The 17,595-nt window shown below is 43.3% G+C and carries 14 protein-coding genes; 11 read left to right on the forward strand and 3 right to left on the reverse strand.

From position 1 onward, the window contains the following. The first annotated feature begins 13 nt into the window (after positions 1-13). The 10 genes from NQ503_RS01950 (at position 14) to NQ503_RS01995 (ending at position 13,575) form a co-directional block, all read left to right on the forward strand. Positions 14-1,234, forward strand: a complete 1,221-nt coding sequence (locus NQ503_RS01950; protein WP_118044733.1) for a lipopolysaccharide biosynthesis protein — start codon at positions 14-16, stop codon at positions 1,232-1,234. Next, positions 1,221-2,543 carry a phenylacetate--CoA ligase family protein gene (locus NQ503_RS01955; protein WP_005425817.1) on the forward strand — a complete coding sequence of 441 codons (1,323 nt, stop codon included), beginning with the start codon at positions 1,221-1,223 and terminating at the stop codon, positions 2,541-2,543. Before NQ503_RS01950 ends, NQ503_RS01955 begins: the two co-directional genes overlap by 14 nt. Beyond that, positions 2,543-4,387 carry a thiamine pyrophosphate-binding protein gene (locus NQ503_RS01960; protein WP_044925815.1) on the forward strand — a complete coding sequence of 615 codons (1,845 nt, stop codon included), beginning with the start codon at positions 2,543-2,545 and terminating at the stop codon, positions 4,385-4,387. The genes NQ503_RS01955 and NQ503_RS01960 overlap by 1 nt, the downstream gene beginning before the upstream one ends. Beyond that, on the forward strand, positions 4,384-5,316 hold the full coding sequence (locus NQ503_RS01965; protein WP_005425819.1) for an NAD-dependent epimerase/dehydratase family protein: 933 nt from the start codon (positions 4,384-4,386) through the stop codon (positions 5,314-5,316). Before NQ503_RS01960 ends, NQ503_RS01965 begins: the two co-directional genes overlap by 4 nt. Beyond that, a complete protein-coding gene (locus NQ503_RS01970) occupies positions 5,316-6,275 on the forward strand; it encodes a glycosyltransferase family 2 protein (protein ID WP_005425822.1) in 960 nt (319 codons plus the stop codon). The genes NQ503_RS01965 and NQ503_RS01970 overlap by 1 nt, the downstream gene beginning before the upstream one ends. Continuing rightward, positions 6,272-8,971, forward strand: a complete 2,700-nt coding sequence (locus NQ503_RS01975; protein ID WP_005425824.1) for a YfhO family protein — start codon at positions 6,272-6,274, stop codon at positions 8,969-8,971. Before NQ503_RS01970 ends, NQ503_RS01975 begins: the two co-directional genes overlap by 4 nt. 93 nt (positions 8,972-9,064) lie before the next feature. After that, on the forward strand, positions 9,065-9,592 hold the full coding sequence (gene hpf, locus NQ503_RS01980; RefSeq protein WP_005425827.1) for a ribosome hibernation-promoting factor, HPF/YfiA family: 528 nt from the start codon (positions 9,065-9,067) through the stop codon (positions 9,590-9,592). Positions 9,593-9,724: 132 nt separating this feature from the next. Further along, the gene (locus NQ503_RS01985; protein ID WP_005425831.1) at positions 9,725-10,936 is read left to right on the forward strand and encodes a GNAT family N-acetyltransferase; all 1,212 of its coding nucleotides are present in this window, start codon (positions 9,725-9,727) and stop codon (positions 10,934-10,936) included. Positions 10,937-11,065: 129 nt separating this feature from the next. Beyond that, complete coding sequence (locus NQ503_RS01990) at positions 11,066-12,136, forward strand: DnaJ C-terminal domain-containing protein (protein ID WP_005425832.1); 1,071 nt, start codon at positions 11,066-11,068, stop codon at positions 12,134-12,136. Positions 12,137-12,330: 194 nt separating this feature from the next. After that, complete coding sequence (locus NQ503_RS01995) at positions 12,331-13,575, forward strand: CDP-alcohol phosphatidyltransferase family protein (protein WP_167531116.1); 1,245 nt, start codon at positions 12,331-12,333, stop codon at positions 13,573-13,575. Positions 13,576-13,633: 58 nt separating this feature from the next. On the opposite strand, the gene NQ503_RS02000 is transcribed toward NQ503_RS01995, so the two are convergent. The 3 genes from NQ503_RS02000 to NQ503_RS02010 are packed head-to-tail and all read right to left on the reverse strand — an operon-like array spanning position 13,634 to position 16,728. After that, positions 13,634-15,148 (reverse strand): ATP-binding protein, encoded by a 1,515-nt coding sequence (locus NQ503_RS02000; protein ID WP_005425835.1) that lies wholly within the window; start codon positions 15,146-15,148, stop codon positions 13,634-13,636. Between the two features lie 39 nt (positions 15,149-15,187). Continuing rightward, positions 15,188-16,372, reverse strand: a complete 1,185-nt coding sequence (locus tag NQ503_RS02005; RefSeq protein ID WP_005425836.1) for a vWA domain-containing protein — start codon at positions 16,370-16,372, stop codon at positions 15,188-15,190. 20 nt (positions 16,373-16,392) lie between these two features. Beyond that, positions 16,393-16,728, reverse strand: a complete 336-nt coding sequence (locus tag NQ503_RS02010; RefSeq protein ID WP_005425839.1) for a hypothetical protein — start codon at positions 16,726-16,728, stop codon at positions 16,393-16,395. A 222-nt stretch (positions 16,729-16,950) separates the two neighbouring features. Here NQ503_RS02010 and upp point away from each other — a divergent pair, with 222 nt between their 5' ends. Then, positions 16,951-17,580 carry a uracil phosphoribosyltransferase gene (gene upp, locus NQ503_RS02015; RefSeq protein ID WP_022388507.1) on the forward strand — a complete coding sequence of 210 codons (630 nt, stop codon included), beginning with the start codon at positions 16,951-16,953 and terminating at the stop codon, positions 17,578-17,580. Positions 17,581-17,595: the final 15 nt, after the last annotated feature.

Genomic DNA, 17,595 nt, shown 5'->3' on the forward strand with positions numbered 1-17,595 from the left:
AGGAGGAAACAGTTTGGAAGGCAGAGAACAGAAAAAAGGTATTGCGGTAAATACCCTGTATACGATGGGCGGTCTGCTTTTTATGAATGCAGTGCTCCAGATTGTGATCACTCCGCTTCTTAACAGAATGATGGGAGCAGAACAGCTTGGCGGTCTTTTGTACATTACAGGACTTGTTGCGATCATATGTCCGTCTATCGGGCAGGCTCTGAATAATAGCCGTCTTGTAGTAAGACGGGATTTTGATGTGACCAATGGGGACTATGACTGGCTTCTGCTTGGCTTTGGACTGATCGGAAGTATTGTTGCACTGTTTATGTCCGGCAAAAGCCTGGAAAGTCCGTTGATGGCAGCTGGCGTTTTCCTGATGTTTATGCTGACTGTATTCCGCTATTATGGTGATGTGGAATATCGTCTGAATCTGAACTACCGGAGATATTTTATTTACTATTTTTTGATCGGAATCGGATATCTTGCCGGATTTGGTATATATCGCCTAACCGGACAATGGGTGTGGATCTATCTGATCGGTGAAGCCGCGGCACTGGCTTTGGTCGGTGTTACCGGAAATATTTTTCATCAGTTTTTCAGAAGAAGCGAATTTTTTACGACGGCACTCGGTCGAGGCTTTTTTCTTACGTTATCGTATCTTATTACCAATACGACAATGAATATGGATCGCCTTGTGATCAAACAGATCCTCGGTAATGAACAGGTCACACAGTATTATGTTGTTTCGCTGATCGGAAAGACGCTGGTACTTCTGATCGCGCCAATTAATACGATCGTGATCTCTTATCTTACAAAAAGAAAAGAACGACTGACGCGTTCACAGTTTGGAAAGGCTGTTCTTGCCGGAGGCGGTGTAAGTCTTGTTTTTTTTGTGGCCTGTCAGATCGGAACACCACTTTTTGTGTGGCTGTTTTACAGAAATCTTTATGAGTCAGTAAAAGGGATCGTAACGGTTGTGAATCTTGCGCAGATTCTTGGGCTGTTTTCTGCATTTTTGTTTATACTCGTTCTGACGTTTACAGATGAACGGTGGCAGTTGTGGATTCAGCTTACACATTTTTGTATTTTGCTCGTGTCATCAGTACTTGCGGCACGCACATATGGAATGATGGGATTTGCTGTTGCTTCACTTGGAGCCAATAGTCTCCGTGTTGCAGCAGTAGTGATTCTGGGTATTGTGAAAGCAGGAAAGGATAAAGGAGACAGAAATGCAGACAGGTGAAGTTTTAAGAAGAGAGGTATTTAATCTTCTTGACGCTGCAAAGGGCGGCAGACTGAAAAAATTAAAAGAAGTCAATAAACATGAAATTGTTGAGGGTGTAACAGAAGATTATATGGAAAGAAGAGTACAGACACTTCTTTCTTATGTAAAACAGCACTCTCCTTATTATAAAGAACATCCGGAATGGACGAAACTGGAAGATTTTCCGGTCATGACAAAAGGTGACTTTATCGAACATTATGATGAGGTGCTGGTGGATTGTGTCAGAGAACAAGGAAATCTCTACAGGCTCAGTACCAGTGGTTCTACAGGAACTCCGTTTACAGTACTCTGTGACGGAGATAAAATGAGCCGTGTAAATATGAACTTTATCTCCTGCATGGAACTGAATGGCTTTCGTATGGGAATGAAACGTGGAGAATTTCGTGCGTGGATAAAAGGAAAAAATACGATCAGTAAGTGGAAATCTTTTAAAAATAATCTGATCATGGTGGATATTTCCAATATGGGAGATGAGTCACTGGATAAAATCTGCCGTGATATTGAGAAGAAGAAGATTCAGGTTCTGGTTACGTATTCCAGTGCACTGACGGCGTTGACTCAGTATATCAGAAAAACAGGAAGAGATATCAGCCGCTGGTCTGTTGAAATGGTATTTTCCATGGGAGAAGCACTTCCGCAGGAAACTTATGATCTTACAAAAGAGCTGTTCGGATTTTCTCCGGTACGGTCCTATGGAAATAATGAAAATGGCTTTATTGCGATCCAGCTTGATGAGGATCCGGAATATACGGTTGACCTGTATAATTTTTATCCGGAGATTCTGAAACTGGATTCCGATGAACCGGCGGAGCCGGGAGAACTGGGAAGAATCGTTGTGACAGATTATTATAATAAAACGTTTCCAATGGTTCGTTATGATACCGGTGACACAGGGAAAATGCGTGTATATTATGACAAGAACGGCCGGGTGCATGCAAAATATACAGAGATTTATGGACGCCGCGGTTCTCTTATGTATAACACAAAAGGTGAGCCGCTATCAATTCACGTTTTTATGAATACACTGCTGAAGTTCGAAGGAACTGTTTACCAGGCAAAATGTATCCAGTGGGGAGAAAAAGACTATGAACTGTTGGTGAATGCGGACCGTTCCAGACTGGACGAAACAGAACTTCTCGCAGCATACCGACATTACCTGGGTGAAGACGCAGAGCTTCGGATCACCTATGTGGACCAGATCCCGATTCAGGCATCCGGTAAATTTATGGTCTGTGAAAATAAATGGAATGGAAGGAAGCAGGCATAATGAAACAGAAAGTATCGGATTATATAGCGGATCATATAGCAGAGTGGGGAATCCGTGATGTGTTTACCGTAACAGGCGGTGGTGCCATGCATATGAATGATGCTTTTGGACATCATCCGAAACTGCACTGTACTTATCAGCATCATGAACAGGCATGTGCCATGGCTGCAGAGGCTTATGCACGTATGGATAATCGGATGGCAGCAGTCTGTGTGACGACCGGTCCTGGTGCAACGAATGCCATTACCGGTGTGCTCGGCGGTTGGATGGATTCGATTCCCATGCTGGTTTTTTCAGGACAGGCAAGATATGCAACTACGGTTGCAGCGTCCGGGCTGAAACTTCGAAGCATGGGAGTGCAGGAATGTAATATTGTACCGGTTGTGACCTCAATTACAAAATATGCACAGATGATCATTCATCCGGAAGATATCCGGTATCATCTGGAAAAAGCCCTCTATATGGCGGTGAACGGACGACCGGGACCGGTGTGGCTTGATATCCCGCTGGATGTGCAGGGGGCAGTCATTGACACAGAAAAATTGAGAGGATATGATCCACAGGAGAATCCGAAAGAAAAACCGGCAGAAATTTCACAGGATATCATTCAGCAGATTCTGGACAAGATAGAAAAAAGCCGTCGCCCGGTTCTGTTTCCGGGAAATGGAGTACGTCTTGCAGGTGCAATGGATGATTTTCAAAAACTTGTAAATATTCTGGGAGTTCCGGTGATTACCGGAATGAGCAGTGTGGATGCCATGGAGTCTGAACATCCGTATTTTGCCGGAAGAAGCGGAGGAACCGGGACACGTCCGGGAAATTTTGCACTTCAGAACAGCGATGTGCTTCTTTCTATCGGGAATCGCCAGGGATTTGCACAGACCGGTTTTCAGTATCAGGACTGGGCAAGGGGCAGTTATACGATCCTGAATGACATTGATGAAAATGAACTGAAAAAACCAAGTCTCCATGTCAGTCTTCCGGTCTGTGGTGACGCAGGAGATCTGATACGCAAGCTTATCTGTGCGGCAAAACTTCGGGGAGCAGATGAAACGAATCCGTTGTTTAAAGGCAGAGACTGGATACGTCAGTGTCAGGTATGGAAACAGAAATATCCGGTGGTGACAGCGAAACATTATGAGACGGTAGAAGAAGGCTGTACCAATATTTATGCTTTTTATGAAGAATTGTCAAAAGCAATGCAGGAGGGGCAGACACTGATGGTCAGTGTGGGAACTTCCAGAGTGGCAGGAAGTCAGGCATTTCGGGTAAAAAAAGGTCAGCGTTTTATTACAAATCCAAATACTGCGTCTATGGGATTCTGTCTCCCGGCAGCGACCGGAATCTGTGTCGCACAGCCCGGAAAACCAGTAGTCTGTGTGACCGGTGAGGGAAGTCTGCAGATGAATCTGCAGGAATTACAGACAATATGGCAGAACCGTCTTCCGGTAAAATTATTTGTGATCAATAACCAGGGTTATCATTCTATCCGACAGACACAACAGAGTTATTTTGAACCACCGCTGGTGGGAGTTGGAGCAGAGAGTGGAGATCTGAGTTTCCCGGATCTGTCCAAGATCATACCGGCATATGGATTTTCTTATCGGGCAGTGCATGCTGCAGAAGAACTTCCGGAAACACTTCATCAGGTCCTGGAGGAAACCGGGGCATCTGTGTGCGAGGTGTTTGTGACAAAATATCAGAAAACAGAACCAAAAACCTCTGCAAAAAAACTTCCGGATGGAAGTATGGTATCGGCACCGCTGGAAGATATGTATCCTTTCCTCAGCAAAGAAGAACTGGAAGAAAATATGTTTACAGAAACGAATGGAGAAATGCAATGAAACGAATCGTTGTTACCGGAGCAACCAGTATGATCGGTACAGCATTGATCGAAGAATGTATCAGACATGACATTGAGGTTTATGCAGTTGTACGTGCAGGGTCTTCGAAGACAAAACGTCTGCCGGAGAGTGCACGGATACATCAGATAGAATGTGAACTGGAAAAACTGGAAGAACTTCCGGCGAAGATCACCGGAGAATGCGATACGTTTTTTCATATTGCATGGGGAAATACCGGGGAAAACCGAAACAGCAGTACAGAGCTGCAGAGCAGAAATGTCTTTTATACTCTGAAGGCTGTCCGTGCTGCTCATGCAATGGGATGCAAAAGATTTATCGGAGCAGGTTCACAGGCGGAATATGGACCGATGGATGTTCCGCGGATCGCACCGGACAGTCCGGTACATCCGACGACGCCTTACGGTGCGAGCAAGCTCGCTGCAAACCAGCTTTCTTTCATGCTTTGTAAGGAACTTGGAATGGAATGGATCTGGCCGAGAATTTTCAGTGTGTATGGAATATATGAAAAAGAGACGACAATGATCGCTTCCGGTCTGCGCAAAATGCTGAAAGGTGAAAAAACAGAGTTTACCCCTGCAGAACAGAGATGGGATTATCTTTACAGCAAAGATGCAGGGCGCGCATATTATCTGATCGGCGAAAAAGGCAGAGATGGTGCAGTTTACTGTGTGGGAAGCGGGCAGGCACATCCTCTGTGGGAATATATCATGCAGATGGCGGAACTTACCGGAGCGGATTCACCGGGAATCGGCGCGAGACCATATCCGCCGGGAGCAGTGCGGAATCTGTGTGCAGATATAGATAGTCTTACAAAGGATACTGGATTTGTACCGGAATATACCTTTGAAGAAGGAATAAAAGAAACGCTTTGCTGGCTGGAAAGTCAGAATACAGGAGACAGAAAATAATGAGAAAGAAAATTTCGGTGGTAATTCCCACCTATAACGAAGAGGCAAATGTGGTTCCTCTGTCACAGGCGATTATAGAGGTTATGGAGAAAGACCTCAGTGAATATGATTATGAGATCCTGTTTATAGACAACCATTCAAAAGATAATACAAAAGCGCTTCTTCGCGGACTATGTGCAAATAACAGAAAGATCAAGGCAATCTTTAATGCAAAAAATTTCGGGCAGGCAAGATCACCGGTGTATGGAATGAAACAGGCATATGGTGACTGTGTGGTACGTATGTGCGCAGATTTTCAGGATCCGGTAGACATGATCCCCAAATTTGTCCGGGAGTGGGAAAAGGGAACAAAGATTGTAATTGGAGTGAAGAGTGCAAGTAAGGAACGCCGTGGTATGTACCTGGTGCGTGAATGCTATTACAGACTGATCAACAAGATTACAGATATTGATCATATTGATCAGTTTACCGGCTTTGGTCTGTATGACAGAAAATTTGTGGATGTTGTGCGTGATCTGCATGATCCGATGCCGTATCTTCGAGGCATTATTGCTGAACTGGGATTTGACTATAAAGCGATTGAATATACACAGCCAAAGCGGCGCGCAGGAAAAAGCAAAAATAATTTCTACAGTCTTTATGATTATGCAATGATCGGAATTACTTCTTATTCTAAAGTGGTGATGAGACTGGCAACTTTTGCGGGCTTTATCATTGGGGGACTCAGCCTGGCAGCAGCAGTGGTCTATCTGGTCCTCAAACTCATGTACTGGGATCGTTTTTCAGCCGGAGTTGCACCGATGGTGATCGGTATGTTTTTCCTGGGGGCATTGCAGTTGTTCTTTATCGGACTTCTTGGGGAATACGTTCTGAGCATTAATACCAGAGTTCTTGACAGACCGCTTGTAGTGGAAGAAGAACGCCTGAATTTTGACGAGCCGGAGGAGGACGAGGAATGACAGATACACAGAAAAAACCACTGTGGAAAAACGAACTGGTATGGCTGTTTCTGCTCACAAGCGGACTTTTTGCCATTTTGTACAGTAAATTTATTCTGGGTGGATATGCCTATGTGTTTACAGATACAGGAGCAGATACCATGCAGATCAATTATGCACAGTATGGACTTTTTTCTTCTCTGTTTCGGAGTGGAGAAAGTGGTTATGTGCTGCAAGCGGGACTGGGAATGGATGTGTCGTCCTATTATCCGGCATATCTGATTCCCTACAATCTTCTGATCCTGCTTGCTCCGCAGAGACTTCTTCCCTGGGCTGTTCTTGCATCTGCCTATCTGAAGATGATAACGATTTCCCTTGTTGGATATCTGTTTTACAGAAAACTGATGCAGGATGGAATCGGAACTATGGCAGCGGCGCTCGCATGGACCTTTTCCGGTTATGTGATTCTCTGGGGACAGCATTACGGCTTTTGTACCTGTATGGCACTGTTTACAGTCTTTATGTATTTTCTTCAGTGTTATCTGAATGGAGAACAGCGCTGGAAAAGTGCAGGGCTCGTGATCACGGTAACGATGCTGCTGATCTCCAGTTATTATTTCCTGTACATGATTGCTTTTTTTGCTGTATTTTATGTCTTTATTTACAGCATCATGCAGCGATATTCCCTGAAACGTACTGTTGGAAAAGTGGCCGGACTTGGCGGCATGGGAATTCTTGGTGTACTGATCGGAGGTGTGGCACTGGTACCGATCGCAGATACATTTCTGGAGAGTGCCAGGGCAGGGGTACTGGCTGCAAAAGGAACTTCTCATTTACTGAGTCCATATAAAGGAAAAACGCTGGGAACGATCGTGGCCAGATTTTTTTCAAATCATATGCTTGGAATTGACAAAGATTATACAGGATATCTCAATTATTATGAAGGAATGATACTTGCGGTCAGTATCCTGACCGTTTTTGCAGTCAGCTATTTTATCGTAAAGAAAAGCACCAGAGTAAAAGCACTGGTTCTTACGGTGTTTCTGGTCTTCCTGACGATCATGCCGCTTACCAGCCGTATTCTCGTATTTACGAAACATTCCTATCGATGGACGTTTATGATATGTTTTGTGGAAGCACTTGTTATTGGGTGTTTCCTTCAGGAGGTATTCAGAGAAAAGAACAGAAAAACAGTTCTGACCGGCAGCATACTTGCCATTGTTATCTGTGGCGGATTGCTGGCATGGATGTACAGCTTTAAAAATATAAAACCGGACCATAAGGTTACGGCAGGAGTAATAGGATTTTTGGCAGTCTATCTGATATTATTTGCAGTTGGAACTTCTGTAAAAAAAATGTACAGAATTTTTCCGGCTGCTGTATTGCTGGTTCTGATATGTGAGTTGTTTGTTTTGGATTATCCGTCTCTGTGGTATCGTGAATCTCCGACCAGAAATCAGGTGGCAACAGAATATTACAATGATGGGACAAAAGAAGCTGTGGCTATGCTGAAAGAGCAGGATGATTCGGTATACCGTATCGAGAAATCCTATACATCGGCATCAGAAAACGATGGAATGAGTCAGGGCTACAATGGACTTTCGGTGTATATGAGCACCAATCCGGCGTCACTGGTTGCTTATCATAAGATGTACGGACCGGAAACACTGTCCGGTAATTTCGTAGACTTCAATATGGATGACTATATCAGGAGTTCTCTGCTGGGAACGAAATATCTGATCACAGGAACCGGATACCATGCACCTCAGAAGATATATACATCTGTTGGAGAGGCGGGTGGCAGATCAGTCTTTGAGAATCAGTACGCACTTCCATTTGGATATCTGTATGATAAAGAATGGAATCAGGAAGAAGTAAAAGAAATGTCCGGACTGGACAAAACACTGGCTTCTTTGTCTGGCTTTTATTATACGGATGCAGAGGAGACGTCTTCTTATCAGAAGGCGGACCTTCCGGAGCAAACAGACCTGTCGCTGCTGGATTATGCGGATACAGCGACTGACTGTACGATGGAGAAAGGATCAGAAGGCATTACCGTGAGCAATCTCGGCGCAGATCCAAATGTTGTATTTCCAGGCGTGGCGTCCTGTTTTGCAGACAACGACAAGTTGTATGGACTTTCACTGACAGTAGACGCACCTGATGAAACAGAAATGGCTGTTTATTATCAGACAGAGGGAGATGAAGGCTTCTCTGCGGAGAAAGTTTACACATTTAAAGTCACTGAGGACAACAGGACATGGGAACATCTTGTACCTGGGGGAATCACAGAGCTTCGTGTAGATGTAAGTTCTCCGGTTGAATCAGCAGTGATAAATAATTTCGAATTAAAATCCTGCGATATTACGGAAAGTGGTTATACAGCATTGAAGGAATCCGGAGTTGATGAGGTGACATTTTCTGACAGTACATATCAGGCACAGGTAACAAACGATGCATCTGAGAACAAAATGCTGTGTGTTCCGCTGTTCTATCAGAAGGGATGGACTGCACAGATCGATGGAGAGGATGCCGGTGTGTATAATATCAATGAAGGTATGTGCGGAGTGGAAGTTCCGTCTGGAACTCATGAGATTGTATTAAAATATGAAACACCATACCAAAACTATGGCGTGGGAATGACAATCATTGGAATTATAATTTTTATACTGGCCTTTAGTCAGAATTTATATAAATTTTTTGTAAAGTTGTGTTAAAATTCGTTGGAGTGTGTTATAATGAACGCATAGACAACAAAACAGTTGTTTATAAAAATATCATCCAAAATAAACAGCAAAGGGGATGGGACTATGAAATTTATTATTAGTGGAAAGAACATCACAGTTTCCCAGGGACTCAAGACCGCAGTAGAGGATAAACTCGGCAAACTGGAACGGTATTTTACTCCTGACACAGAAGTGGTAGTAACTTTAAGTGTCGAAAAAGAAAGACAGAAAATCGAAGTAACGATCCCGATGAAAGGAAATATCATCAGATCCGAACAGGTAAGCAATGATATGTATGTATCCATTGACCTGGTTGAAGAAGTCATCGAACGTCAGCTTCGTAAATACAAAAATAAAATCGTTGATAAACAGCAGGCAGCTGCAAACTTCCAGAAAGAGTATCTGGATAAGGATTATGAAGAAGATGAAGAGGTTAAGATTATCCGTACCAAGAAATTTGGAATCAAACCTATGTATCCGGAAGATGCATGCGTACAGATGGAACTCCTGGGACATAACTTTTTCGTATTCTTTAATGCAGAGACTGAACAGGTCAATGTAGTATACAAACGTAAAGGAAACACATACGGTTTAATTGAACCGGAATTTTGATTTTAAATCTGAAGTGTAGCTTGGAGCACTTCATATATGCAGTATGAAGTCCCACCCTTCAACTGAGGGGTGGGACTTGTGGGTATTAAATGTAATAGAAGCAGCCGGCATCAGACAAAAGGGAAAGAAGACATGAATAACAAAAAGAATCTCAAAATGAAACCCGTAGGCAGTGAATACATGGAGCAGTATAATGCACTTCTTCGTTATGTATTTCAGGTAACTGAGCAGGAGCTGAGTTCCATTGGATGGCAGGAGAGAGAAATTATCCGTGCCAAATTTCCTACCATGGAAAAGGCAGATGTTATAGGATGGTTTGATAATGATACCCTGGTTTCTCAGGTGGCAGTTTATCCGATGCATGTACGGATCTTTGGGCAGACTTATGCGATGGGCGGTCTTACCGGTGTAGGAACCTACCCGGAATATTCCAACATGGGGCTGATGCACAAGCTTCTGGAACAGGCACTCAAGAATATGAAAGAGCGTGGACAGGATATCTGTTATCTTTACCCTTATTCCATACCGTATTACAGACGCAAAGGCTGGGAAATCATTTCTGATAAGATTTCCTATGAAATCAAGGATTATCAGCTCCCGAAGAATCATCAGGTTCCGGGGGATGTCCGCCGTGTGGATACGGAGGGAGAAGAGCTGAAAGAAACCTACAAGCGTTATGCCATGAGAACACATGGTGCGATCCTTCGTGATGATCTGGCATGGAATGAGTACTGGTTGTGGGATTCTGATGATATCATGGCAGCAGTATATTATAATGAAAAAAATGAGCCGGATGGTTATGTGATCTACTGGATCGCCAAAGAAGTATTTCATATTAAAGATATGATCTTTAATAATGAGGAGGCAAGGACAGGTCTCTGGAACTTTGTGGCAGCTCATTTTTCCATGATCAATCAGGTAGAAGGCGATACATATACAGATGAACCGCTGGCATTCCTTCTGGAAGATGCGAGTATCAAAGAAGTGATTTCTCCATATTATATGGGTAGGATCGTTGATTTTGTTTCTTTCATTGAGAAATATCCGTTTAAACCAAGTGTACTTGACCGGGAATGGAAATTCCGCCTGGTCGATCCGATCATGGAATGTAATCAGGGAAATTTCCATCTGATAATCTCAAGGGATGGTCATGGACAGGTTATGCGGATCATGGAGCCATGCGAAGATACGATCAATATTCAGACAATGACCACTATGCTGATGGGCTACAAACGTCCGGAATATCTTGCAAAGATTGGACGTATTCAGGCAGCAGAGTGGACGATTGATATGCTTGAGGATGCGATCGAGCAGCAGACTCCGTATATATCAGATTATTTTTAAAATATTTGAGGAACTCTTGACAATAGTATGTGTGCGTGTTATATTACATATAGAACAAAAGAGATGGACAGGGGATGCGGTGAAAATAACTGCATCTCCTTTTTAGCAATGTGAACCGGAGGTGGCATTATGGCTAAGAGAGATTATTATGAAGTCCTTGGAGTCGGAAGAGATGCCGATGCCAAGGCGATCAAACGTGCATACAGAAAACTTGCAAAAAAATATCATCCGGATATGAATCCTGGTGATAAACAGGCAGAACAGAAATTTAAAGAAGTTACAGAAGCTTACAATGTATTAAGTGATACAGAAAAGAAGAAATTATACGATCAGTATGGTTTTGCTGCATTTGAAGAGGGCAGTGGAAATCCATATGGAGCCGGTGGACAGAATGGGACCGGAGGCGGTTTTCATGGAGGCTTTGGAGGATTTGACTTTGGTCAGGGCGGCAATGGTTATCATGAGTATCATTTTGAAAATAGTAATATGGGTGATATGGGAGATATTTTCGGAGATATCTTTGGAAATATGTTCCATGGTCAGAAAAACAGTGGATACAGTCGTCAGAGCAGTGGATTTGGCGGACAGGGCTTTCACAGTGGTTTCGGAGGAAGCGGATTTGGAGGGCATACCCAGGAAAAAGGCAGTGACCTCAGGTCTGAAGTAAGTATCAGCTTTGAAGATGCTGCATTTGGATGCGATAAAATGATCCGTCTTTCGGATCCGTCAGGAAGCGATTCCCAGACACTGCAGGTACATGTTCCGGCAGGTATCGAAAATGGCAAGAGCATCCGTCTGAAGGGAAAAGGAAATCCTGGATTTAACGGAGGAGAAGCCGGAGATCTTTTGTTGAAAGTAAATATTCAGCCAAAGCCAGGATACGAACGGAATGGTATGGATGTCTATACAACAACAGAAATTCCATTCACAACAGCTGTTTTTGGCGGCGAGGCAAAAGTCTCTACATTGTACGGGGATGTGATCTGCCGTATTCCGGAAGGTGCTCAGACAGGAAGGAAGATCCGTCTGAAGGGCAAAGGTATCGTTTCGATGAAAAATCCATCTGTTCATGGTGATCAGTATGTGACGATCCGAATTCAGGTGCCACAGAACCTCAGCCCGGAAGCAAAAGAAAAGTTAAGAGAATTTCAGCAGGTCTGCAGAAATGATGAACGGAAAAGAAGAGGAAGCGTAGCATAAAGACGCTTCCTTTTTAAAATTATTTATAAAACAACTATGAAATTTTTGTAAAACTGTCCATTTTCGGCATTTTGTGCATTGATTATTTGATAGGATAGAGATATCATAAGCTACAGAAAAAACAGAAGTCCAATGACAGCAGAGTTTTGCTATGAACAGTAACAGACAGGCTGTAGCCGGAAAGGATGGATATTTTGAATTATCTGAAACAATCAAAGCATTTGTGGATCATACCTGCTTATGGAATTTTTTATATGATCTCGTTTATGCTGATGGAGCAGAGCGATGTAAAAATACATATGATTCATTCATTAGCTGATGATAAGATTCCGTTTTGCCCGTATTTTATTATTCCATATGTACTCTGGTACTTTTTCCTGATCGGAACAGTGATTTATTTTGCGGTATTCTGCCCGAGCAAAAAAGAATATTATCAATATCTCGGAACTCTGGGTGTAGGTATGACACTGTTTCTGCTGATCTCTTATGTATATCCGAACGGACAGCATCTGAGACCGGATCTTGGCAGTACCGGAGGCGGTGTGTTTATTAGTGTGATACGTTTTTTGTATAAAATTGATACACCTACCAATATTTTCCCAAGCATGCATGTATTTAATGCAACAGCAAGCTGTATCGCCTTATATCAAAATGAACGGTGCAGGAAAAATAAATTGTTCACGGTAAGTCAGATCATACTTACAATATCGATCGTTTTATCAACGATGTTCCTGAAACAGCACAGTGTGGCAGATGTTATGACTGCACTGATCCTGAATATTCTTTGTTATCAGCTGTTTTACAGAGTGCTTCCTGCAAGAAAGGAACGCCTGGCAGAAGTACTTACACGCAGAGAGATCTGTACGGTTCCGAATCTGCTCAGCACACTTCGACTGTGTTTGGCAGTTGTATTCTTTGGAATATTTGAGAGATATGGTGTAGGAGAGTACCGTACGGTACTTGTACTGCTCATTCTTGCCGCTGCGGCAACAGATGTTCTGGACGGCAGAATTGCCAGATCCTTTAACAGTATCAGCCAGGTCGGACGTATTCTGGATCCGGTGGCAGATAAGGCTATGCAGGGTGTGATGATTGCGTATCTGATTCCAAGATATCCACTGGCGAAGCTTGTGCTGATCCTGTTTGTGATAAAAGAGTGTTATATGACAGTTACAGGGTGGAAAGTACTGATGGAGACAAAAGAAACGATTGAGGCACAGTGGCATGGTAAGCTGAATACAGCAGTAACTTATGTAGTTGTACTGATCCTGCTGGCAGGACCGAGACTTCCATATTCTACATCTAATGTACTGATTGGAGCCTGTGCAGTCTGCATGGCAATGTCTCTGAGTATGTATGCAGCGCAGTTTCGCGAAATGCTGGAACACCAGAATGGAAGATATCAGCGGAAAATGCAGGGCGGTTTCAGTGGTAATTAAAAGAAAGATTAATTTAAGGAAGGGGTTTCCTCAGAGGGGAGACCACCTTCCTTTTTTGTCAGACTGTCCTTATAACAGAATCAATTTCCTGGAGAAGATTCTGCCGTTCTTCCTGAAATTTCAGCTTTTTATTGAAACGAAAATATTCTTCACAGCCAAAATGACTAATGAAAGATACTGCATTTGCGTTATGACTGAGATCTGAGATCAGAAACAAAATTTCAGGTCCATCACCAAAAGCCGACTCAGCAAAAGAAAAGCCAAGATGCAGCGCCAGAGAAGTGCGGTTTACAGTATCCTGTCGGATCTTGACATTTTCCTCCAGAGCGTGACGCAGGATCGCGATTACTTCTTCCGGAGCAGAAATACGTTCCTGCTGAGTGAGGGAGAGACTTTGCTCAAGAATTCGGGCAATACGTTCCGTGCAGTCTGTTTCCATGCGGTCAAGCAGATGGTTTTCCAGGCGGATTTTTTGAGAAGTTCGATATTGTTCTGTAAAAGCAGCAAGCGTATTTCCTTCAAGAAGTGAGGCTCTGGCCTGACGGAGTACGCTCTGAAGGGCGACTGCGAACTGGTCTTCTTCCCGGAATTTCAGAAATAAGGTGTTCCATCCATCCAGAAGAAGCCCGGCAACAGTAAGACGTTCATCTGTTGGGGCATGGGCTGCCAGCGTGCAGAGTGACTCTACAACGGATTCATCAAGGGATCCGGAGAGAATTTCAGGAATCCGGTAATCCTGACGATATTTTGCGTAAAGCTGGTAATAAGCACCAAAATCTCTTGCAATCTCTTCATCCTGCAGATACTGACGGATCAGGTTTTCATCCGGAGCAAAATGCATATCCTCATATCCGTATAAAATTGCAGAAAGATCTTCCCAGCCACGTGCAGTGACGAAACAGATGCGGTCCGCCGTATTCTCAATATGGTAAAAATGTTCTCTTTTTAAACTCAGGTAAGAAAGAACAGAAGGATGAAGCCCTTTTGCAGATGCATATTCTTTCCATACATTGAGATCTGGTTCAATATCGATTCGTTTTACGCGGTCCAGAGTGACAATATCAAATTCTCTGGCAGATTTATTGTATTCAACAGGATTTCCGGCGGCAGCAATGATCCAGCCGGATGGAACCGGATGGGTACCAAATGTTTTATTTTGCAGAAACTGCAGCATAGTGGGAACCAGCGTTTCGGATACACAGTTGATCTCATCGATAAAAAGGATTCCTTCTTTACAGCCGGTTTCTTCTATCTTTTCATAAACAGAAGCAATGATCTCGCTCATGGTGTATTCTGTTACGGAATATTCTTTTCCCTGAAAATTCTTTTTTACAATGACAGGGAGACCGACAGCACTCTGGCGTGTATGATGTGTAATTGTATAAGCAACCAGTCCGATTCCACATTTTCTGGCGGCCTGTTCCATAATCGCTGTTTTGCCGATACCGGGCGGCCCGATCAGGAGAATCGGTCGTTGTCTGACAGATGGCAGGAGATAATGGCCATTGGAATCTTTACGAGTATAGACTTGTATGGTTTGGAGAAGTTCCTGTTTTGCTTCTTTGATATTCATAAAATGTGGTATCCTTTCTGCATCTGAGATAATGCAAGATTATGTTTCATCCATATATAACTTATGTGCCCAGACCGGAACTTTCTGATGTAGGGCCTTTTCACGGTAAAAAATAAAAGCAGTCTGATAATCTGTCGGTCTTTCGGGATAAATACCATCTCCGTCTGTGAAGTACAAAAGTCCTTTCAGATTACGGAGAGCTCCGGTGTTACGGAGATTCTGTACATATGCAAAAACAGGGCGGAAATCTGTGCCGCCACGACCGCGGATCGTGATATGTGTCAGATAATTTTTCCAGTCATCTTCGCAGGTAACATGTATAACGTCCTGAATAAAGCTGTCACACTGAATGATGTAAAGGTTCATTTTGCGGAAAAAATTTTCGTGATCACTGAGAATCCCATAAGTCTCTTCCATAAAACGCCGGACTGTAGCGGCGGAGCAGGAACCGGAAGTATCGATCGCAATGACGAGTTCTTCCATGCGGTTTACTTCCTGGTATTCCAGATGTTCAATGAGTGGCATATTGCCATAATGTTCCAGACCATAGAGATAAGGAATATAGTCAAAACTTTCTGTATCTGTATGAAGTTCCTCGCGGTGAACGGCAAAATGTCTGAGAAAACGATGAAAATCATAGCGGTGTTTTTCTCGCAGACTGATTTCTTCCTGCAGACTCCCCGGGGAAGTGCCTCTGCCGTTAGAACCGTAGAGACCGAAACCACCGGTACCATAACTGTTGTTCCAGAGATTTTTCATCTGTTCGAGAAGCTTCTTACGGTCAGCCTGTTTCCAGAACTGATGATCATCCATTGCACAGGTTTCCGGCAGCTCAGGATTCTGCGAATAAAGTATAGCCGGACGATATTCTTTTTTCTCATGATGGATCAGTCGATATACAGCAAGGTCGCAGGCCTGATCCCAGCGCTGAGCTTCAGAAGGTATCTCCAGGATCAGATGAAGGAAAAGACAGTGATACAGCATATGCAAAAAAAGCTTTTCCAGAGTATCGGGATCATCCTGAAACGTTTTTATAAGAAAATCCGGGCAGAAATAGATGACACTGCCATCTGTGCCGGCAGAGGATGTTTCTGAGGATTCCTGAAAGGAAAAATTCCAGAGAAGACGACGAAAAAAGGGATATCTGACAGAAAGCTGTTCACGTACAAAATTCCATATTTTTTCATAAAGACCGGAGGTGTCCGGAGAAATAGGATGTTTCATAATCTTACTCCTTATCTGTTTCAGAAGGTAAAGTCATGGTCATGAAAGCCAAAGTGGTCTTTTTGGAATTCCAGAAAGAAGGAAAGAATTTCTTCCCGGTGGAGCCGGACGGCTTCCTCAATAAATGTGTCGAGTGCGGATTCTGTGATCGATACAAACTGACAGAGTTTCTGAATACGAAAAAAATCATCCTGACGGATTAGTTCGATTATGGCAGGCCGGAAACGAAGGGAAAGATAATGCTGATATTTTTCTTTCCATACAGGATCCTGAACTTCCGTAAAACGTTTTAATGCAATAGCAAGACGCCTGGCTTCCTGACCGGCAGATTCAAATTCTTTTTCGCAGCTGCCCATGAAGAATGCTCCTTTCAAAAATAGTGAATAATTATTTAAGCGAATCAAGTAAGTTCCCTGCTTCAATTGCGAATATCCGCTTGATCAGATGAAAGTTACTAAAAAGGATTAAATTCAGTGTATCATTTCGGTGGGAGTTGTCAATGGAAAAGAAATAAGGTATAATCACCATAGTTGTATGACAGTGATATAATTCTAAAGAGAATGATAATGGAGGAAAACATGGAAAACGTATTTATTATGGATCATCCGCTGATCCAGCACAAAATTTCTATGCTTCGTAACAAAAATACAGGAACAAATGAGTTCCGTAAACTGATCGAAGAAATTGCAGTCCTTATGGGATATGAGGCACTGAGAGATCTTCCACTGGAGGATGTGGAAATTGAAACTCCGATCGAGAAATGTAAATCCCCAATGATCGCCGGAAAGAAGCTGGCAGTTGTGCCGGTACTTCGTGCCGGACTTGGTATGGTAAACGGTATCACAACGCTGGTTCCGTCTGCAAAGATCGGTCATATCGGCCTTTACAGAGATCCGGAGACACATGAACCACATGAATATTACTGCAAACTTCCGGATCCGATCGAACAGAGACTGATCGTGCTGACAGACCCGATGCTTGCAACCGGTGGTTCTGCGGTAGACGCAGTCAGAATGATCAAGCAGCATGGTGGAAAGAATATTAAATGTATGTTTGTCATCGCAGCACCGGAAGGTCTGGAACGACTTCACAGAGAACATCCGGACGTGCAGATCTATGTAGGACATCTGGATCGTGAACTGAATGAAAATGCTTACATCTGCCCGGGACTCGGTGATGCAGGTGACCGTATTTTCGGAACAATCTAAGAGACATCGGAGAAG

The sequence above is a fragment of the Blautia obeum ATCC 29174 genome, from assembly GCF_025147765.1.
Classification (GTDB): Bacteria; Bacillota; Clostridia; order Lachnospirales; family Lachnospiraceae; genus Blautia_A; species Blautia_A obeum.